The sequence below is a fragment of the Nocardia sp. NPDC006630 genome (genome assembly GCF_040611495.1).
GTDB lineage: Bacteria > Actinomycetota > Actinomycetes > Mycobacteriales > Mycobacteriaceae > Nocardia.
In genome coordinates, this window is record NZ_JBEXOK010000003.1 from 209,088 (window position 1) to 228,522 (window position 19,435).

General features: G+C 67.4%; 19 protein-coding genes. 14 read left to right on the top strand and 5 right to left on the bottom strand.

Translation table 11 applies throughout. The features are described 5' to 3' along the window. The first annotated feature begins 201 nt into the window (after positions 1 to 201). The 6 genes from ABZX86_RS09090 to ABZX86_RS09115 all read left to right on the top strand — a co-directional run bounded on the left by ABZX86_RS09090 (position 202) and on the right by ABZX86_RS09115 (position 5,621). Positions 202 to 642 (top strand): SRPBCC family protein, encoded by a 441-nt coding sequence (locus tag ABZX86_RS09090; protein WP_355121640.1) that lies wholly within the window; start codon positions 202 to 204, stop codon positions 640 to 642. 20 nt (positions 643 to 662) lie between these two features. Continuing rightward, positions 663 to 1,394 (top strand): ABC transporter ATP-binding protein, encoded by a 732-nt coding sequence (locus ABZX86_RS09095; protein ID WP_355121642.1) that lies wholly within the window; start codon positions 663 to 665, stop codon positions 1,392 to 1,394. Further along, positions 1,391 to 3,886 (top strand): FtsX-like permease family protein, encoded by a 2,496-nt coding sequence (locus ABZX86_RS09100; protein WP_355121644.1) that lies wholly within the window; start codon positions 1,391 to 1,393, stop codon positions 3,884 to 3,886. The genes ABZX86_RS09095 and ABZX86_RS09100 overlap by 4 nt, the downstream gene beginning before the upstream one ends. Before the next feature lie 14 nt (positions 3,887 to 3,900). After that, the gene (locus tag ABZX86_RS09105) at positions 3,901 to 4,398 is read left to right on the top strand and encodes a hypothetical protein (RefSeq protein ID WP_355121646.1); all 498 of its coding nucleotides are present in this window, start codon (positions 3,901 to 3,903) and stop codon (positions 4,396 to 4,398) included. A gap of 53 nt (positions 4,399 to 4,451) precedes the next feature. Next, positions 4,452 to 5,138 (top strand): TetR/AcrR family transcriptional regulator, encoded by a 687-nt coding sequence (locus ABZX86_RS09110; protein ID WP_355121648.1) that lies wholly within the window; start codon positions 4,452 to 4,454, stop codon positions 5,136 to 5,138. Between the two features lie 99 nt (positions 5,139 to 5,237). Next, on the top strand, positions 5,238 to 5,621 hold the full coding sequence (locus tag ABZX86_RS09115; protein WP_355121650.1) for a PPOX class F420-dependent oxidoreductase: 384 nt from the start codon (positions 5,238 to 5,240) through the stop codon (positions 5,619 to 5,621). A gap of 21 nt (positions 5,622 to 5,642) precedes the next feature. Here ABZX86_RS09115 and ABZX86_RS09120 read toward each other — a convergent pair whose 3' ends face one another. Continuing rightward, positions 5,643 to 6,182, bottom strand: coding sequence for a helix-turn-helix domain-containing protein (locus ABZX86_RS09120; protein ID WP_355121652.1), 540 nt, complete (start codon positions 6,180 to 6,182; stop codon positions 5,643 to 5,645). 116 nt (positions 6,183 to 6,298) lie between these two features. Between ABZX86_RS09120 and ABZX86_RS09125 the strand changes: the two genes are divergently transcribed. Both ABZX86_RS09125 and ABZX86_RS09130 read left to right on the top strand, forming a co-directional pair. After that, a complete protein-coding gene (locus tag ABZX86_RS09125) occupies positions 6,299 to 6,811 on the top strand; it encodes an SRPBCC family protein (RefSeq protein WP_355121654.1) in 513 nt (170 codons plus the stop codon). After that, positions 6,811 to 7,857, top strand: coding sequence for an LLM class flavin-dependent oxidoreductase (locus tag ABZX86_RS09130; RefSeq protein WP_355121656.1), 1,047 nt, complete (start codon positions 6,811 to 6,813; stop codon positions 7,855 to 7,857). The genes ABZX86_RS09125 and ABZX86_RS09130 overlap by 1 nt, the downstream gene beginning before the upstream one ends. On the opposite strand, the gene ABZX86_RS09135 is transcribed toward ABZX86_RS09130, so the two are convergent. The 3 genes from ABZX86_RS09135 to cobN all read right to left on the bottom strand — a co-directional run bounded on the left by ABZX86_RS09135 (position 7,854) and on the right by cobN (position 12,876). Beyond that, positions 7,854 to 8,234, bottom strand: coding sequence for a PPOX class F420-dependent oxidoreductase (locus ABZX86_RS09135; RefSeq protein WP_355121658.1), 381 nt, complete (start codon positions 8,232 to 8,234; stop codon positions 7,854 to 7,856). The two genes, ABZX86_RS09130 and ABZX86_RS09135, sit on opposite strands and share 4 nt — an antisense overlap. Positions 8,235 to 8,400: 166 nt before the next feature. Further along, positions 8,401 to 8,940: a hypothetical protein gene (locus ABZX86_RS09140; RefSeq protein WP_355121660.1), complete on the bottom strand. Its 540-nt coding sequence runs from the start codon at positions 8,938 to 8,940 to the stop codon at positions 8,401 to 8,403. Positions 8,941 to 9,267: 327 nt separating this feature from the next. Next, positions 9,268 to 12,876, bottom strand: coding sequence for a cobaltochelatase subunit CobN (gene cobN / locus ABZX86_RS09145; RefSeq protein WP_355121662.1), 3,609 nt, complete (start codon positions 12,874 to 12,876; stop codon positions 9,268 to 9,270). A 273-nt stretch (positions 12,877 to 13,149) separates the two neighbouring features. Between cobN and ABZX86_RS09150 the strand changes: the two genes are divergently transcribed. The 3 genes from ABZX86_RS09150 to ABZX86_RS09160 all read left to right on the top strand — a co-directional run bounded on the left by ABZX86_RS09150 (position 13,150) and on the right by ABZX86_RS09160 (position 15,394). Beyond that, positions 13,150 to 13,437: a hypothetical protein gene (locus ABZX86_RS09150; protein ID WP_327139700.1), complete on the top strand. Its 288-nt coding sequence runs from the start codon at positions 13,150 to 13,152 to the stop codon at positions 13,435 to 13,437. Between the two features lie 37 nt (positions 13,438 to 13,474). Beyond that, positions 13,475 to 14,674: a precorrin-3B synthase gene (gene cobG, locus ABZX86_RS09155; RefSeq protein ID WP_355121664.1), complete on the top strand. Its 1,200-nt coding sequence runs from the start codon at positions 13,475 to 13,477 to the stop codon at positions 14,672 to 14,674. A gap of 171 nt (positions 14,675 to 14,845) precedes the next feature. Next, on the top strand, positions 14,846 to 15,394 hold the full coding sequence (locus tag ABZX86_RS09160) for a hypothetical protein (RefSeq protein ID WP_355121666.1): 549 nt from the start codon (positions 14,846 to 14,848) through the stop codon (positions 15,392 to 15,394). On the opposite strand, the gene ddaH is transcribed toward ABZX86_RS09160, so the two are convergent. Further along, entirely contained in the window at positions 15,363 to 16,238 is an 876-nt protein-coding gene (ddaH, locus tag ABZX86_RS09165) for a dimethylargininase (RefSeq protein WP_355121668.1), read from the bottom strand. The genes ABZX86_RS09160 and ddaH overlap by 32 nt on opposite strands. A gap of 158 nt (positions 16,239 to 16,396) precedes the next feature. Between ddaH and ABZX86_RS09170 the strand changes: the two genes are divergently transcribed. The 3 genes from ABZX86_RS09170 to cobJ all read left to right on the top strand — a co-directional run bounded on the left by ABZX86_RS09170 (position 16,397) and on the right by cobJ (position 19,427). Further along, positions 16,397 to 16,834 carry an Lrp/AsnC family transcriptional regulator gene (locus tag ABZX86_RS09170; RefSeq protein ID WP_327139704.1) on the top strand — a complete coding sequence of 146 codons (438 nt, stop codon included), beginning with the start codon at positions 16,397 to 16,399 and terminating at the stop codon, positions 16,832 to 16,834. A gap of 62 nt (positions 16,835 to 16,896) precedes the next feature. Then, positions 16,897 to 17,532, top strand: a complete 636-nt coding sequence (locus ABZX86_RS09175) for a precorrin-8X methylmutase (protein WP_355121670.1) — start codon at positions 16,897 to 16,899, stop codon at positions 17,530 to 17,532. Beyond that, positions 17,529 to 19,427, top strand: a complete 1,899-nt coding sequence (cobJ, locus tag ABZX86_RS09180; protein ID WP_355121672.1) for a precorrin-3B C(17)-methyltransferase — start codon at positions 17,529 to 17,531, stop codon at positions 19,425 to 19,427. Before ABZX86_RS09175 ends, cobJ begins: the two co-directional genes overlap by 4 nt. The last annotated feature ends 8 nt before the right edge of the window (positions 19,428 to 19,435 follow it).

Sequence of the window (19,435 nt, forward strand, 5' to 3'; positions counted from 1 at the left end):
CATCACAACGAGGTCTGCAACACGTTCCGGGGCAATCTGAAATGTGCACGACTATGATCCACTTGCATATCGAGCTCGAATGGTAAATGCTCACAGCCACGCCCGGGTCCCGACGGCCCGGGCTCGAGGTGTCGATAATTCGCCCGAATCCGAGCAAGCAGTTGCGACATATTAGCTGTATGCGTCGCTCCAGGAGGTGTCATGTCCGGTTTCGAGGTCACACGAGCACTGGAAGCCAGTCCGATGCAGCTGTATTCGATCCTCGCGAATACTTCGACATGGCAGGAATGGTTTGTCATGCACGACGGCTTCGTCGAGCAGCCGCCGGAACGCATGTCGGTGAATTCCACGCTGGTCCAGAACGTTCGGATGCTCGGCATGTCCCACAAGCTCGAGCTGACCATCACCGCGTTCAAACCGCCCATGCAGCTGACCCTCGCGGGGCGCAGCGAGGTTGGCCTGATCTGCGAGTTCAGCTTCGGCATCGAGCGGCGGCCCGGTGGCTCCCAGCTGACCATCGCCGGCAACTTCTCCGGCGCGATGCTGAACGCGCAGTTGACCCAGGTGATCGAGCGGGACGCGCAGACACAGCTGACCAACTCCATGAGCAAGCTGGCCAAGCTGTCCGAAGACGTCGGCTGATGGGTCCGGGAGGAGCCGTAGTGCTGCTCGAACTGGCGGATGTGGTGCGGGAGTACCGCATCGGCGGCGAGACCGTGCGGGCACTGGATCGAGTCAGCCTGCGGATAGCGACGGGGCAGTTCGTCTCCGTCGTGGGCCCGTCGGGCGCGGGCAAGAGCACGCTGCTGCATGTGCTCGGCGCGCTGGACGTGCCGAGCTCGGGATCGATCAGGTTCCGGGACAAGGAGATCGGGCAGCTCGACGACGACGGTCAATCCCAATTCCGGCGATACCAGGTGGGTTTCGTCTTCCAGTTCTTCAATCTGCTTCCGACCCTGTCCGCATGGGAGAACGTCGCGGTGCCGAAACTGCTGGACGGCAAGGGATTACGTTCCGCGAAGGGGCGGGCGCTGGAGCTGTTGGAACTGGTCGGCCTGAGCAGCCGGGCCGAACACCGCCCCTCGGAGCTGTCCGGCGGGCAGATGCAGCGGGTGGCGCTGGCCCGGGCCCTGATGATGGATCCGCCGCTGATCCTGGCCGATGAACCCACCGGCAATCTCGATTCCAAGACAGGCGCGGCCATTATGGAATTGCTGGCCGATATCGCCCACGACGACGATCACGCGGTCGTCATGGTCACGCACAATGGCGAGGCCGCGGCCGCCACCGACCGCATCCTGACTCTGGGCGACGGCCGGATCACCGGTGACGAAACCGGTGCGTCCCGGCTCGGCGCCGGGGTACCGGTTGCCACGGTTCGGGAACACCCATGACGGCACTGATCGATCGCTGGCGACTGTTCAGCGTGCGCGAATTCAGCGCTCATCGCGGGCGGACGATCGCCTCGACCACGGTCATGGCCGTATCCGCGGCCTTCCTGGTCGCGGTGTTCGGCATCTTCGGCTCCCTGACCGGATCGGTGAACCAGCTCATCGAAGGCCTGGCGGGCACAGCGACACTGGAGGTTTCCGGCGTCACCGACTCCGGCCTGCCGATCTCGGTGCGCGACGATATCGCCGATGCGCGGGGCGTCGCCCATGCCGTCCCGATGGTGCGCACCAAGGTTCCGAGCTCGGCCGGGCCGATACTGCTGCTGGGCGCCGACCTGAGCGCCGCCGCCCTGGAGAGCGATCTGCAAGACGCGGTCGAACGACAGCTGGGCGCCTTGATGTCAACGGGGAACGGGGTTCTGGTCGGTCCCGGTGTCGGCGTCACGGCGGGCGAGAAGCTCCGGATCGGTTCCGGCGAAGTCACCGTGGCGGGCGTGCTGTCGGGGCCGAAACTGGATCGGCTCAATGCGGGCCACTACGTGCTGACCTCGCTCGCGATCGCCCAGCGGGTGACCGGCCGGCCGGGCCTGATCGACTCCGTGCTGATTGTGCCTGCGCCACAGGCGGATCCGGCAATGCTGCGCGCCGCCGTCACCACCGCGGTGGCGGGCCGGGCGCTGGTCGCGGAGCCGAGCCTGCGGGCCGTACAGACCGGCAGCGCGCTGCGCATGCTGCAGTACATGACCCTGATGGGCGCCGCGCTCGCGTTCATCGTGGCGGCCTTCCTCATCTACACCGCCATGAGTATGGCGATCGTGCAACGGCGACCGGTCATTTCGATGTTGCGCGCCGTCGGCGGACGGCGCACCACGATCGTGGCCGATCTGCTCGTCGAAGCCGCGGTCATCGGCGTGATCGGCGGCGCGGCCGGGTCGGTGCTGGGCATCGGCCTGGGCCGCGCGGCGATCGGCACGCTGCCGCCGGCCATGGTGCAGTCCATCGAGGCGCGCATGACGTATTCGCTTCCGCTCTACGCGATTCCGATCGCCATCGTGGCCGCGGCGGGTACCAGCATGGTGGCCTCGGGTGTCGCGGCGCACCAGGTGTACAAGGTGTCACCGGTCGAGGCCCTGGCCCCGGTCGGCGCGGGCGTCGCGGATCGGGTGCCGCTGTGGTTGCGCCTGGGGGCGGGGTGGGCGGCGATCTTCAATGTGACGGTGGCGATCGTGCTGGTGCGGCTGCACCTGAGTGCCTTCGTGTGGTCGGGCATCGCGCTGAGCCTGTTCTTCGGGGCCGGCCTCATGCTGTGCTTCGCGCTGACCGGCAGTCTCGTCAGAGCCACCTCGTGGGTCGCACGCGGCTTCGGCCGGGCGGGCGAGCTCGCCGCGACCTCGCTGGAACGAGCGCCGCGCCGGGTATGGGCCACGCTGATGACGGTATTCATGGCGGTAGCGGTGACCATCACCATCACCGGTGCGAACAATGATCTGCTCGGATCCATGCGCAGTTCCCTGGGATCGACGGGCACGGTCGATGTCTGGGTGGCCTCGCATCCGCCCGACGAATTCCCCACCGGCCCCGCGCTGCCCGCGGATCTGGCGACGACGATCGCCGCTGTGCCGGAGGTGGCGAACGTCACCGAGGGCCAGGTGGCCTACGCGACCCTCGGCGACAACAAGGTGATTCTCTACGGACTGGCTGCCGGCAGCGTCAACCCGCTGTACGAAGCGCTCGAGCCCGCGGTCCGGGACGAGGTGGTCGCCGGGCGCGGTGTGGTGGTCTCCCAGGACATGGCCCGCAACCTCCATGTCGGAGTGGGCGACGAATTGCCGATCCAGACACCGCACGGATTGCAGCGCATCCGGGTGGTGGGCGTCGTGTCGTATTTCTCGGCGATGACCGGCACCCTCGGCATGGGCCTGAACGAAATGCGGGAGTGGTTCGACCGGCCCGGCGCGACGATCCTGCAAGTGCGGGGTAAGCCCGGCACCGACCGGGATCGTCTACTGCACACCATCGCGCACCTGACCCCGCCGGACGTCCATGCCTATTCCGGCGCAACATCATTGGCCAGTGCGGAGGGTTCCGCCGAACAGGCCATGGCGGTGTCGAACGCGGTGTGGATCATTATCGTGCTGATCGCCGCGGTCGCGCTGCTGAACACACTGACGCTGTCGGTGCTCGAACGTCGCCGCGAAATCGGAGTATTGCGAGCCATGGGCTCGAGCCGCCGCCTCACGCTGCGCATGGTGCTCGCCGAGGCCGCGGGCATCGGCATTGTCGGCGGTGTGCTCGGGATGCTGTTCGGCCTCGCGAGCCAGTACTTCTTCGACACCCTCACCCCCAACATCATGAATCTCGACGTCTCCTACAGTCCGAGCCCGCTGGCGCTGGTATTCGCCGCCGGAGCCATGGGATTGAGCCTGCTCGGCTCGATTCCGCCGGCCGTGCGGGCCGCCCGCCTCAATATCATCGACGCGGTGAGCGCCGAGTGAACAGAGAGCCGATCATGAACCGCCACACACCCTTCGGGGCACGCCTGCTGCTCACGGCAACGATGCTGTGCGCCGTGACCGCATGCGGAGGGTCCGGCGACGGCCCCGCACCGGCCGCCCACACCAGCTCCGCGCAGGCCACCGACCAGCCGCCGCTCCCACTGCCCGGCCCGGCCGACCTCAATGCCGGCCTGGGCATCGCCCTGGACCCGAATACCCCTGCGGCGCAGCGACTCGACCTGGTCCAGGGTTCGGATCTCGACCCCGATCTGGTCGGCAAGATGGCCCGGGCCGGGGTGAGCAATGGCGTGAAGATCACCGTGGTGGGGGTGGAGTACGCGGGAAACGGCATCATGCAGGCGACCGCGAATCTCACCCTCAACGGCAAACCCGTGGACGGTCAGGCCGTGATCCCGTTCGTCGCCGAGGGCGGCCGCTGGAAGCTGCAGAAGGCCTGGGCATGCCAGATGCTGGTGAACGCCGGAGCCACGTCACCGGCCTGTGCGAACTGAGCCATCGACCGGCCGCCGCGCACCCGAAACCCGCTCCGCGCGATAATGTTTCGATGGGTATAGACCACACACCGGCCGACGCGGTTCCGGTCGCCGGCCACCCGCCCGGTGGCAAAGCGACCCCTGCCACCGCGCTCGCGAGTTTCGAGCCTTCCGAGCGGCGCTATCCGCAGGGGCAGCGCCGGGTCTTCCTCGCCGCCGTCGAAGCCTTCTCCGAACGCGGTTTCCACGCCACGACCACCCGCGATATCGCCGCCCGCGCCGGCCTCAGCCCCGCCGGGCTGTATGTGCATTTCCGATCGAAAGAGGCTGTGCTGCACAGCATTTCCCTGTCCTCCATGCGGCTGACCGAACAGGTCGCCGCCACCGCCGCCGGTCGGCCGGGCACCGCCGCGGACCGCCTGGCCGCGACCGTGCACGACCTCACGGTCTGGCACGCCGAGCACAATGCCCCCGCGCGCGTGGTGCTGCACCATCTGACCGACCTCACCCCCGAGCACCACGCCGAGGTCGTCTCCGTCCAGCACGCCATCTATCGCGTGATTCGCGATCTGGTCGCCGAGGGCGCCGCGGCGGGCGAATTCGATATCACCGATTCCGGCTCGACCGCCCTGGCCCTGCTCTCCCTCTGCGTCGACACGGCCCGCTGGTATCACCCCGGCTACCGCCGCACCCCCGACCAGATCGGCGCCGACTACGCCGCCGTCGCCCGGCGCATGGTCGCCGCCCCCACCGCCTGAGCAGGCAGTGCGGCACTACCGCCCAGGAGCCCGCGGCGACACGCGCCTATAACCGTCAGCGGATCTGCTGCCGTCCCCGCCACCGGATAGGCTGCGGGCGTGGATAATCCGTTCGGCCCCGCGGGGACCGCCAAGTACGTCCTGCTGACCACCTTCAAGAAGGACGGCACCCCCGTCGGCACGCCGATCTGGGCGGCGCTCGACGATGGCCGCCTCTACGTCTGGACGGTCGCCGACAGCTGGAAGGTCAAGCGCGCGCGGCGTAATCCGCAGGTCACGGTGCAACCGTGCGATGTGCGCGGCAAGGCCTCGGGTGAGATCGTGCAGGCCAAGGCCACCGTGCTGGACGGGGCGGGCAGCGAGCGAGTGCGCGGGCTGATCAAGCGCCGTTACGGATTGCAGGGCCTGCTCGTTGTCGGAGCCAGCACGTTGCGGCGCGGCAAGGACGGCACGGTCGGCATCGAGATCACCGCCGACGTCTGACGGTCGCTGTTCGACTCGTACTCAGCCGGCCGGGCGATTCGATTCGGCCGGCCGCGCAGCGTCGTCGAGCCCGAATCTGCGCCGAACATCGGGGCGCGCCAAGAGTTTCGGCGGATAGCCGGGTCCGGGCCGCGCTGTGACATCCGGCCATTCGAGGCGTTCCCCGCAGTGTGAGCAGACCACCTGCGCGTCGGCGTCGTGGCCGCAGCTCTCGTGCCGGGTGACGACGGGCGGACCCGCCTCCCCCGAGAGCCAGCGATCACCCCACGCCGTCATCGCCAGCAGCACGCCGTAGAAATCTCGCCCGGACTCGGTCAGCACATACTCGTGCCGGACGGGCATGGTCTCGTAGACCTGCTTCTCCAGCAGTCCCGCCTCGACCAGCCGGCGCAGCCGCTCCGAGAGCGTATTGCGGGCAATACCCAATTCCTGCTGGAACTCGTCGAAGCGGCGAATACCGTAGAACGCCTCACGCAGCACCAGCGGCGTCCACCAGTCGCCGAGCAGATCCATGGTGCGCGCCACCGAGCAGGGCCAGTTCGCGAACGACGTGCGCTTCATACCGTCATCCTAGCGAGTCTCTCTTCGAGACTCAGCAGATAAGACGTGTGGACAGCTCTTGCACCAGTGGGTCTATCTACGCAACTATGGACGTCAACGGATGGAAGGAGCTCGCTGTGGAATGGACCGGACAGGTGTACGCGGACACCCCGACAGTGGCGGCACAGACGTACATCGAGGCCTCGCCGCGCCGGGTGTGGGAGTGCGTCAGCGATATACAGCTCATGCCCCGGCTGAGCGCGGAACTGCGGAGCGTGCACTGGCTCGACGAGGCGAGCGGACCCGCGCCGGGCGCCCGGTTCGCCGGGCAGAACGAGCACGACGCACTCGGCAGCTGGGAGACGATCAGCACGATCGTGACCTGCGAGCCGGAACACAGCTTCGCCTGGGCCGTCGGCGCGCCCGAATACCCTTCCAGCATTTGGCGATTCACGCTCCGGCCGGAGGGCTCGGGCACCGTGCTGGAGCAGTGGACGCAAATGGGCCCGGCCCGATCCGGCCTCAGTTACGCCATCGATGCCATGCCCGACAAGGAGCAGAAGATCGTCTTCGTCCGCCTGCGCGAATTCGAGAGCGGTATGGAAGCCAACCTCGCCGCCATCAAGACCCTCATGGAGCAGGAGGCGTAATGCGCACCGCGACAACGATCGAAGGCTCGGCGGGCAGCTGGCGCGATCTCACCGACTTCGTGGTCGAGGCCGAGAAACTCGGGCTCGATATCTGCTGGGTGGCCGAGGCGTGGGGTACCGACGCACCCACGCCGCTGGGGTTTCTGGCGGCGCGCACGGAGCGAATCCTGCTGGGCTCCGGCATTATTCAGCTCGGCACCCGCTCCCCCGTCACCATCGCGCAGACCGCCATGACCCTGGCGCAGCTCTCGGAAGGCAGGTTCCTGCTCGGCCTCGGAGCCTCCGGACCACAGGTCATCGAAGGGCTGCACGGAGTTCCGTTCGCACGGCCGCTGACGCGCATGCGCGAAACCGTCGAGATCATTCGACAGGTGTTCACGGGCAATAAGATCAGCTACCAGGGCAGGCAGTTCACCATCCCGCTGCCGGGCGAGAGCCGCCCGATGCGCTCGAGCATGCCGCCGGTCTCGGTGCCGATCTACCTTGCGACACTGTCCCCGAAGATGCTGGAGCTCACCGGCGAACTCGCCGACGGCTGGCTCGGCACCAGCTTCGTTCCCGAGGGCGCGGACGCCTACTTCACCCATCTCGACGACGGGCTGGCCCGTTCCGGGCGCACCCGCGCCGACCTCGATATCTGCCAGGGCGCGGAGATCAATATCGTCGACGGTGAGGCACAGCTGGCCGAAATCCTCGGCAACCGTAAGAAAGAGCTCGCCTTCTCACTCGGCGGTATGGGTTCCGGATCCACCAACTACTACAACAATGCCTACAGCCGCCAGGGCTGGGCGGATGTCGCCGAACGGGTCCGCGAACGCTGGCAGAGCGGTGACCGCGACGGTGCGGCCGCCCTGATCACCGACGATATGGTCCTGGCCACCACACTCATCGGCACCGAGGAGCGGGTGCGCGAACGGCTGCGGGTCTGGCGGGACACCGGGGTGGACACCGTGCGCCTCTACCCGGCCGGTGACACCCTGCACGACAAGCTCGACAACCTCGGCCGCGGCATCGACATGGTCCGCGAACTCGGCGATCGCGCCTAGCTCTGCGGAATGATCGCCAGGCCTACCGACCGGTCCGCGCCCAGCACGAGTTTGTGACCGCGGATGGCGAGCGTGCCGAGCAGGCCGTACTTGCGTCCCACCACGGTGCGTACGAGTTCGGTGCCCGCCGGGTCCAGAACCTCGGCGGTGCCGGGCAGGATCTCCGCCCCGCGCGGCCGGCCCCGGTTATCGCAGATCTGCACGGTCACCTGCGGATTGCGGCGAATTCGCTTGACCTTCCAGGTTTTCGGATTGGTCCACACCAGGATGCGGGCGCCGTCCGGGGCCACCCAGACCGGGGTCGCGACCGGGGTGCCGTCCTTCTTGTACGTGGTGAGCAGGGCGTATTTGGCCTGAGCCACATCGTTCCAAGTCATGATCGAACGGTATGCCCGCCGTACCGCGACGGCATCCGTCCGCAAGCGCACGTGCGGCTACGACCACAGTCGTACGGCGTCACGGTCGAACCGCCGGGCCGGTCGCCCGGTCCGGCGGTCCGCCATACGCACGGCCAGGTGCTGCCCTGGCACGGCCGTGCTCACCTCAGGGCTGATCTCCGGCGATGATCGCGCCGAGCAGGCCACCCACGCCGCAGCCGACAATGGCTCCGACCACGAAGAAGAAGAAACCGACCACGGCGCCGACGATGCAGCCGATGACCGCCCCGCCCACGATCGATCCGGCATTGGCCACGTTCTGTAGCGCGACCGTCTGCACCGTCGGCGCGGCGATATCGGCCGCGTTCTCGGGACGCACGGTCAATGTCGTACCGGTGGAGTCGATTTCGGGTACCACGTTCAGCGACCGATCGGCCAGCTGGTACGCCAGCGGTAGCGATGCGATGGACGCACCATCGGGTCCGATCACATTCACCGTCCCGCCGGCCAGTTCGAAGTGGCCACCGGCGAGAGTGGTGGTGACGGCGGAGCGATCGGGCGCCAGGCTGGTGGTGTACTCGACCCCTCGATCGACACCACTGATGCCCGGTTGCGCCAGGACCGGCTCACCATGGGCGGTGACCGTCGCGACACAGAGCGCGGCAATCGAAAGAAGTGTTGTAGCGGCGATTTTGGCGATTCTCATAATGACTACCTGCATTCGAAAGAGCCGATTCACCGCACGATCGAGTAGGCGCATTCCGTGTCATCGATGACACAGCGAACGCCGGAGACTACGACTCGATTGCGCGTACCGGATTCACGCGGCGAATCAAGGAATCCACATCTAATTATCAAACCCACTAGTGTGGTTGGAGTTCCCGGCGCCTCGGCTATCGATGCCTCCCCGAGTATGACGAGGGAACCATTCTTATGGTCCTCTCAGACTCACTCCGAGGGTAGAACAGGTGTCCGGGTTGTCCGCCGATGTCCTCTGCGGACAACCCATCACACCGCGTGAAGCGGAATTCGCTTATTCCAGTTCGCCTTCGGTTTCCAGGTAGACCTGGCGCAGACGCTCCAGCGTATCGGCCTCCGGAGCCTCCCAGAGCTTGCGCTCGGCCGCCTCCAGCAAACGCTCTGCAATGCCGTGCAGCGCCCACGGATTCGACTGCTCCATGAACTTGCGATTCACCTCGTCGAATACATAACTCTCGGCCAGCTTTTCGTACATCCAGTCGGCGACCACATTGGTGGTGGCGTCGTAGCCGAACAGATAGTCGACCGTGGCGGCCATTTCGAACGCGCCCTTGTAACCGTGCCGGCGCATGGCCTCGAGCCAGCGCGGATTCACCACGCGGGCCCGGAATACCCGAGCGGTCTCTTCGGACAGCGTGCGGGTGCGCACCGCATCCGGCCGGGTGCTGTCGCCGATATACGCCTCGGGATTCTTACCGGTGAGCGCGCGCACCGCGGCCACCATGCCGCCGTGGTACTGGAAATAGTCGTCGGAGTCGGCGATATCGTGTTCGCGGGTGTCGGTGTTCTTGGCCGCCACCGCGATTCGGCGATAGGCGGTGCGCATATCGTCGGCGGCCGGCGCACCGTCGAGATCGCGGCCGTAGGCGAAACCGCCCCAGGCCGTGTAGACCTGCGCCAGATCGTCATCGGTGCGCCAGCTCTTGGAATCGATGAGCTGCAGCAGGCCCGCACCGTAGGTGCCCGGCTTGGATCCGAAGATGCGGGTGGTGGCGCGGCGCTCATCGCCGTGCTCGGCCAGATCCGCCTGGGCATGTGCGCGAACGTAATTGGATTCGGCGGGCTCATCGAGCTCGGCGACCAGGCGTACCGCGTCATCGAGCAGCGCCAGCACATGTGGGAAGGCATCGCGGAAGAAGCCGCTGATGCGCACGGTCACATCGATGCGCGGACGGCCCAGCTCCGCGAGATCGATCGCCGCCAGCGTGGTGACGCGGCGGCTGGCCTCGTCCCAGACCGGGCGCACACCGAGCAGCGCGAAAACCTCGGCGATATCGTCGCCGGAGGTGCGCATGGCGGAGGTGCCCCATACCGAAAGGCCCACGGAGCGCGGATATTCGCCGTGATCGGCGAGATAACGCGCCAGCAGCGAATCCGCCATGGCCTGACCGGTTTCCCAGGCCAGCCGCGAGGGGACGGCCTTGGGATCCACCGAGTAGAAATTGCGGCCGGTGGGCAGCACATTGATGAGCCCGCGCAGCGGCGAACCGCTGGGCCCGGCCGGAATGAACCCGCCATTGAGCGCGTGCAGAATACGGGTGATCTCGATCCCGGTCTGGCGCAGTCGCGGAACCACTTCTGTCGCAGCGAATCCCATCACCCGGCGCACTACGTCCAGTCGCGCGGCATCCTCGGTGCCGACCAGGTCCTCGGTGACGGCGTCGATGGAATCGACATCCCAGTCGACCTCCTGCATGGCCGCGACCAGTTCCCGGGCGCGGGCCTCGACGGTATCGACGCGCTCGCGCGATTCGTCACCACTTTCGCTGAGCCCCAGCGCTTCTCGCAGACCCGGCACATTCACCTCGCCGCCCCACAGCTGGCGGGCGCGCAGCATGGCGAGCACCAGATCGACCTCGGCCTCACCGGCGGGCGCCTGGCCGAGAATGTGCAGGCCGTCGCGGATCTGCACATCCTTGATCTCGCACAGCCAGCCGTCGACGTGCAGCAGCATATCGTCGAAGACGTCCTCGTCCGGCCGCTCGGCCAGCCCGAGGTCGTGGTCCATCTTGGCCGCGCGCATGAGCGTCCAGATCTGCTGGCGGATGGCGGGCAGCTTGGCCGGATCGAGGGTGGAGATATTGGCGTGCTCATCGAGCAGCTGCTCCAAACGCGAGATATCACCGTAGCTTTCGGCGCGCGCCATGGGCGGAATCAGATGATCGACCAGGGTGGCGTGGGCGCGGCGCTTGGCCTGTGTGCCCTCGCCCGGATCGTTCACCAGGAACGGGTAGATGAGCGGCAGATCCCCGAGCGCCGCATCGGTGCCGCAGGAGGCGGACATGCCGAGGGTCTTGCCCGGCAGCCATTCCAGGTTGCCGTGCTTGCCCAGGTGCACCATGGCGTCGGCGGCGAACCCGTCGGGCGCGGCCAGCCAGCGGTAGGCGGCCAGATAGTGGTGGCTCGGCGGCAGATCCGGATCGTGGTAGATGGCGACCGGGTTCTCCCCGAAACCGCGCGGCGGCTGCACGATCAGCACAATATTGCCGAAACGCAGTGCGGCGATGACGATCTCGCCCTTCGGATCGGCGGAGCGATCCACATACAGTTCGCCGGGTGCGGCGCCCCACGCCTGCGTGACGCCCTCGCGCAGATCCTCCGGCAGCGTGGCGAACCAGGCGCCGTAGGTATCGGCGCCGATGCGAATCGGGTTGCCCTCCAACTGTTCCGCGGTCAGCCAGTCCGGATCCTGACCACCGGCGGCGATCAGCGCGTGGATGAGCTTGTCGCCGTCACCCTCCTCCAGTCCGGGGATCTCCCCCGGCTCGCCGAGATAGTAACCGGCGGAACGCAGTTCATCGAGAATCCGAATCGCGCTGGCCGGAGTGTCCAGCCCGACGGCATTGCCGATGCGGGCATGCTTGGTCGGGTAGGCCGACAACACCAGGGCAATGTGCTTGTCCGCATTGGGAATATGCCGAAGTCGCGCGTACCGCACCGCGATTCCGGCCACGCGGGCAGCGCGCTCCGGGTCGGGCACATAGGTGGACAGGCCGTCGGCGTCGAACTCCTTGAACGAGAACGGCACCGTGATGATGCGGCCGTCGAACTCCGGCACCGCCACCTGGGTGGCGACGTCCAGCGGTGAGAGGCCGTCGTCATTGGCCTGCCACTGCTCGCGGCCGCTGGTGAGGCAGAGCCCCTGCAGGATCGGCACATCCAGATCGGCGAGCGCGCCCACATCCCAGGCCTCGTCATCACCACCGGCCGACGCCGTGGCCGGTTTGGTACCGCCGGCGGCGAGCACGGTCACGATGAGCGCGTCCGCCTGGCGCAGCTCCGCCAGCAGATCGGTCTCGGCGGTCCGCAGCGAGGCGCAGTACACCGGCAGCGCCCGCGCGCCCTTGTCCTCGATGGCCCGGCACAGCGCATCGATATAACCGGTGTTCCCGGCCAGATGCTGCGCGCGGTAGTAGACGACCGCCACCGTCGGCGCACCCTCGGCTACCGGGCGCGCATCCCGTTCCAGCCGGCCCCAGCTGGGCAGCTCCACCGGCGGCTCGAAACCGAATCCGGTGAGCAGCACGGTGTCGGAGAGGAAGTTGTGCAGCTGCAAGAGGTTTCCGGGGCCACCGGCCGCCAGATAGTTGTGCGCATCGGCGGCCACACCGCCGGGCACGGTGGAGCACTCCATGAGCTCGGCATCGGGTGCGATCTCACCGCCGAGCGCGACCAGCGGAGTCCCGCTGGCGCGCACCGCCTCCAGACCTTCCTCCCACGCCCGCTTACCACCGAGAATGCGCACGATCACCAGATCGGCGCCGTCGAGCAGCGCCGGCAGATCCTCCGGCAGCAGTCGCGCGGGATTGGCGAGCCGATACTCGGCTCCACTGGCACGTGCGCTCAGCAGATCGGTATCGGACGTGGACAGCAGCAAAATCACAGGTTTCGGCCTTCCTCGGGTGACGCGCCCAGCACGGTGTGGCGCTCGACGGGAAGGTCTGACTGTCACAGTGGCGCGACCGCACCGGAATTGCACCGGCTACTTCCGTCCGACGAGCCCGCCGATGCTATCGCGCCCTGATCACAGTGCGGCAAAGCCTGGTCGGCAATGCTGTTCCGCTATGAAATCCGCGCGTACGCTGCCCGTATGCCGAACACTCCAGGATGGGTCAGGCGGAATCGATTCGCTGCCTGGTCAGGATATCTTTGCGCATTGGTTGCCTTCGCAATGCTGGGCATGACTTTGGTCGCCGCCGGCAGTGGCAATACGCGGTACGCGATGCTCGCGGGCATCATCTTCGCCGCCACGGCTCTCTTCGGGATCACGGTGCAGCTGACCACCGTGCACCGGGACCACCTCGATCACCACAACACCCCGAACCTGCTCCAGGACACCTGGGAAACATCACCGGCCTTCGCGCTGCGCCGCGGTGTCCCGAGCTCGATCGAACCGCACCAGGCCGGTTGGCCGGAATGGCAAGCGCAGCACGGACCTCGATAATCTCCCGCACCGCCGGTCACCGTAGGCTTGACCGGTCATGACCCGAACAGATCCCGATTCCTGCCCGGGCGTGCTGCGTCTGCACGATGCCGCCGACGGGCCCCTCGCGCGTATTCGCGTGCCCGGCGGGCAGCTCGCCCCGCAGCAATTGCAGGCGCTCGCCGAGGCGGCGCGCGAACTGGCCGACGGCAGTATCGAACTCACCTCGCGCGGCAATGTGCAGCTGCGGCGGGTACGCGATGCGAGCGCACTCGAAGTGCGGCTCACCGCGGCCGGGCTGCTGCCGAGCGCCTCGCACGAGCGGATTCGCAATATCATCGCCTCACCGCTGGCCGGGCGGGTCGGCGGCACGGCCGATGTGCACGGAATGGTTGTTGCACTCGATGCCGGATTGCAGGCCGACCCATTGCTGGCGACATTGCCGGGGCGCGTGCTGTTCACGCTCGATGACGGCCGCGGTGATGTCAGCGGGCTCGGCGGGGATATCGGCGTGCACGCGGTAGACGGCGACACCTATGCGCTGCTGCTGGCGGGTGCGGACTCCGGGGTGCGGGTGTCTGCCGGCGACGCGGTCGACCTCATGCTCGCGGCGGCGCACGGCTTTCTCGAACTGCGCGACGGGCAGTGGCGGCTGCACGAGATCCCCGATGCCGGTCCCCGTCTCACCGATCGACTGCTGACCACTCGATCCGGACTCGATACCAGCGGCGAATCCATCGAAATCGGTGTGCGGCACGAGATTCCGATCGGCTGGATGACCCAGGGCGACGATCGAGTGGCCTTGGGCGCGGGGGTGCCGCTCGGTTCGCTGCCCGCGCGCACCGCGGAATTCATCGCCGCCGTGGAGCGGCCGATCCTGCTCACCCCGTGGCGCAGTCTGGTGATCGCCGACCTCGACGAGTGGGCCGCCGAGCAGGTGGTGCGAGTGCTCGCTCCCATGGGATTGATCTTCGATGCGCACTCCCCCTGGCTGCTGGCCAGTGCCTGCGCGGGCATGCCGGGCTGCGCGAAATCCCGGACCGACGTACGCGCCGATGTGGCCGAGGCGGTCGAATCCGGCCGTGTAGTGCCCGCCGGAGCGCCCCAATTCGCCCGCGAAGGGCTGGAAGCCGCCGAAATCGTGGCGTCCGGCCGCCAGCACTGGTCCGGCTGCGAGCGCCGCTGCGGCCGGCCCCGCGGCGCGGTCACCGACATCATCGCCACCGGCGACGGCTACCGCATCGATCCGGCCGGCTGAGAGCCCTGTCCGGCACGACTTCCCGGACATGTTCGGCACAACTTCCCGGCCGTAGGGGTGCGAAGTCTCCACCGCACTGTTCACGGCGATCTTTCCGGCGCAGAGTGGATGGTTCAGAGGGCGTGAAGTGTTGTCCGGATCAGGCATACGGATCGGGTGCAGGAGGTCGGCATGACCATTTCGAGAATGGGCGATGAGGAGATCGCGGCCATGTCCGATGTGGAGCGGCGCGAGCTCATCAAACGCTTGCGGGTGTGGGAGCCGCGGCTGCCGCGGCCCGAACTGGTGCGGTTGCATCGCCGGATTCGATTGACGCTCATGGTCGGCGGATGCCTGGCCATGATCCCCTGGCTCGTATACCTGGGCCTCACGCTGCCCGCCGACTATCACGCCCGCAACTGGTCGCTGACCTGGATCGGGTTCGATGTGCTGCTGGTGCTCATGATGGCCGCGACGGCCTACCTCGGGTGGCGGCGGCACGTCATGCTGGTACTGCCCGCCTTCGGCACCGGAATGCTGCTGCTGGTGGATGCCTGGTTCGATATCGTCACCGCCGCGCCCGAGGATCTGTGGGTCTCGGTGACCACCGCGGTGGTCGCCGAGATTCCACTCGCCCTACTACAGATCAGCGGGGCGATCCTGCTGCTGCGCTTCCTCGTGCAGGCACATCCGCTGCACGATCCCGCGGTCAGTCCATGGAAGGCAACGCTGCCGTTCTGACCGCATGCTGTTCCATGGTGCAGCACTTCACGCTGCCACCGGCCTTCAGCAATTCCGACAGGTCGATGCCCACCGGTTCATAGCCGCGCGCCCGCAACTGCGCCGCCAAGCCGGTCGCGCGCTCGCTCATGAAGACGTGGTAGCCGTCGCAGACGCCATTGAGGCCGAGCACATTCGCATCGTCCTCGGTGGCCAGTAGCGCATCCGGGTACATGCCCGCGAGCAGGCGCGCACTCTCACCGCTGAAGGCCGCCGGGTAGTAGGCAATGGTGTCGTCGAGCACCATGAGCGCGGTATCGAGGTGGTAGAAGCGCGGATCGATCAATTCCAGTGAGATGACCGGCAATTCGAAGAACTCCTGCACCTCCTCGTGCGCGGCGCGGGAGCTGCGGAATCCGGTACCCGCCAGAATGCGGTCCCCGGCGATGGCGAAATCGCCTTCGCCCTCATTGGTTTCGCGGGCGGCCAGCACCTGGGTGAAGCGTTGCGCGGCAAGCCAATCGTGATACGCCGGGCCTTCGGCAGCGCGCTCGGGATTGGCGAAGCGGGCCGACAGCGCCCGGTCACCGATCACCAGACCGCCATTGGCGGCGAACACCATATCGGGCAGGGCGGCCACGCCCTCGACCACATCGACCACATGCCCGTGCCGCTCATAGGTGGTGCGCAGGTTCTCCCACTGCGCCCGTGCCAGCGCGCGATCCACGGGAGCGGAGGTGTCCATCCAGGGATTGATCGCGTAGTAGACGTCGAAGTGGTCGGGACGGCACATGAGGTAGCGGCGCGGAGTGGGGCGGCGGATGCCTGCGGGTTCGGGGGCGCGAAGCGTGGCTACGGAGGTCAACGAGGCTCCTTCGGGAACAGCGCGGACAATGCTTGATCCCGAAGGTAAATGGCGTACCGTTGCGTTTGATATAGCGAATCGTTGCGTAGATTTATGATTTAGCGGCGAATCATTGCGTCAAGGCGAAAAACACCACGCTTCCGCGAACGGAGAGACCGGTGGACGATCTCGATCGGCGAATTCTGGCCATTCTGCTGAAGCAGGCCCGCGCCTCCTTCCAGGAGATCGGCGCGATCGTCGGGCTCTCCGCCCCGGCCGTCAAACGCCGCGTCGACAAGATGGTCGCGGGCGGGCAGATCACCGGTTTCACCGCACTGGTCAATCCCGCCGCCCTGGGCTGGCGCACCGAGGCCTACGTCGAGGTCTACTACCGCGACAACATCTCCCCCGCCGAACTGCGCCGCAGCCTCGAACCCATCCCCCAGGTGATCGGTATCTGGACGATTGCCGGTGAGGCCGACGCCCTCGTGCACGTCATGGCCACCGATATGGCCGAAATCGAGGTCACCGTCGAGCGCATCCGCGAGAACGCCCGCGTCGGCCGCACCCGCAGCAGCATCGTCATGTCCCGGTTGCTGGAACGCCCGCGCACCTGATTTCCGCGGAGCGACACCACCCGCCCCCAGGTCACGCGCAGCGGAAATCTAGGGTGGACCCCATGTCCGACGTGCGCACCAGCTACCTCACCGACGGGGCCGAGATCTATCGGCGCTCGTTCGCGACCATTCGCGCCGAAGCGGATCTGGCCCGCTTTCCGGCGGACGTGTCGCAGGTGGTGGTGCGCATGATTCACGCCTGCGGGCAGGTGGATCTGGCCGGGGATGTCGAATTCAGCAACGATGTGGTGACCAGGACACGGGCCGCGATGCGCGCGGGTGCCCCCATTCTGTGCGATGCGAATATGGTCGCCTCGGGCGTGACCCGGAAGCGGCTGCCCGCCGACAATGAGGTCCTGTGCCTGCTCGGTGATCCGCGCGTGCCCGCTCTGGCGGCCGAGATGAACAACACCAGATCCGTTGCGGCGCTCGAACTGCTGCGCGATCGGATGGAAGGTGCGGTGGTGGCCATCGGCAATGCGCCGACCGCGCTGTTCCACCTGCTCGACATGCTCGACGCCGGCGCCCCGAAACCCGCTGCCGTGCTCGGCATTCCGGTCGGCTTCATCGGCGCGGCCGAATCCAAGCAGGCCCTCGCCGAATACGGCGGCATCGAATTCCTGACCGTGCGTGGCCGGCGCGGCGGTAGCGCCATGACCGCCGCCGCCCTCAATGCGATTGCGAGCGAACAAGAATGAGCGGCAAGCTCTGGGGTGTGGGCCTGGGCCCCGGCGATCCGGAACTGGTGACGGTCAAGGCGGCGCGGATCATCGGCGCGGCCGATGTCATCGCGTTCCACAGCGCCCGGCACGGACGCAGCATCTCGCGCGCCATTGCGGCGCCCTATATGCGCGAGGGCCAGCTCGAAGAGCACCTCGTCTACCCGGTGACCACCGAGACCACCGATCACCCCGGTGGCTATCAGGGAGCCATCGACGAGTTCTACGAAACCGCCGCCGCGCGCCTGGCCGAACATCTGGCCGCCGGACGCTCGGTCGCCCTGCTGGCGGCCGGAGACCCGCTGTTCTACAGCTCTTTCCAGCACATGCACCGCCGCCTGGCCGATGACTTCGACACCGAGATCATTCCCGGCGTCACCTCGGTCAGCGCCGCCTCTGCCGCCCTGGGCACCCCGCTGGTCGAGGGCGATCAGGTCCTCACCGTCCTGCCCGGCACCATGCCCACGGACGAGCTCACCCGCCGCCTGCGCGAGGCCGACGGCGTCGCCATCATGAAACTCGGCCGCACCTACCCCGGCGTCCGCCAGGCTCTCGCCGACTCCGGCCGCCTCGCCGACGCCTACTACGTCGAGCGCGCCAGCTCCACCCGCCAGCGCGTCCTGCGCGCCGCCGACGTGGACGAAGCCAGCGTCCCGTACTTCGCCATCACCGTGGTCCCCGGCCCGAAGCCGGTCACGCGAATCACCCTGACGGACAACATGTCCGGCACTTCATCGACCGAATCCACGCTCGCAACTACCGGATCCGCAGGCGCGGTCGATACGCCCCGCCGCACTGCCTCCGGAGCAGTGACATCACGCGCAGCCACCGCGCAGGCCGCGACCGACGCAGCCACCGGTACTCCCGCACCGAGAGCAAGCACCTCCGCAGGGGATACCGCCGTTACGACCACGAGCACCACAGGTGCCGATACCGCTGCGGTTCATATCCTTCCATCGAGCGCACCCGCGGCGGATACTGCCGGGACAGGTGCCGTGACGGTGCCTGGCACCGCTCCCTCAACCGCGCCCGCCGCGGATCCCACTGCCACGACGACGAGCACGATTGTCGCCGGCACCGTCGCGGCTCTCGCCGTTGCCGCGAGTGCGGCCGCGGCGCAGGACGATTCGATCGGTGAGGTGGTGGTGATCGGGCTGGGACCCGGGGCCGCGGAGTGGACCACGCCGGAGGTGACGCGCGCGCTGGCCGAGGCTACCGATATCGTTGGGTACGCGACATATGTGAATCGAGTGCCGGAGCGGGTGGGACAGCGACGGCATTCCAGTGACAACAAGGTCGAATCCGAGCGGGCGGCAATGGCTTTGGATCTGGCCAAGGGTGGTGCGAGGGTCGTGGTTGTTTCGGGTGGAGATCCCGGGGTATTCGCCATGGCGGCGGCGGTGGTCGAGGAGTCGGCCGATCCGCAGTGGCGTGATGTGCCGGTCCGAGTACTGCCCGGGGTGACCGCGGCCAGTGCCGTGGCCAGCCGCGCGGGTGCACCGCTCGGGCACGATTTCGCCATGATCTCGCTCTCGGATCGGCTCAAGCCCTGGGAGGTGGTGGCCGGGCGGATCGCCGCGGTGGCCGCCGCGGATATGGCGTTCGCCGTCTACAACCCGGCCTCGTCACAGCGCACCTGGCAGGTGGCCGCCATGCGCGATCTCGTACTCGAGCACCGCACGCCGGAGACCCCGGTGGTGATCGGGCGGGATGTGGGCGGTCCGGCCGAATCGGTGCGGGTGGTCACCCTCGCCGAGCTGGACCCGGCCGAGGTGGATATGCGCACCCTGCTGATCGTGGGCGCATCGACCACCACGGTGTTCGACGCGGCCGGCGGGCCCCGGGTGTTCACTTCTCGACGGTACGGCGATTAATATTCCAT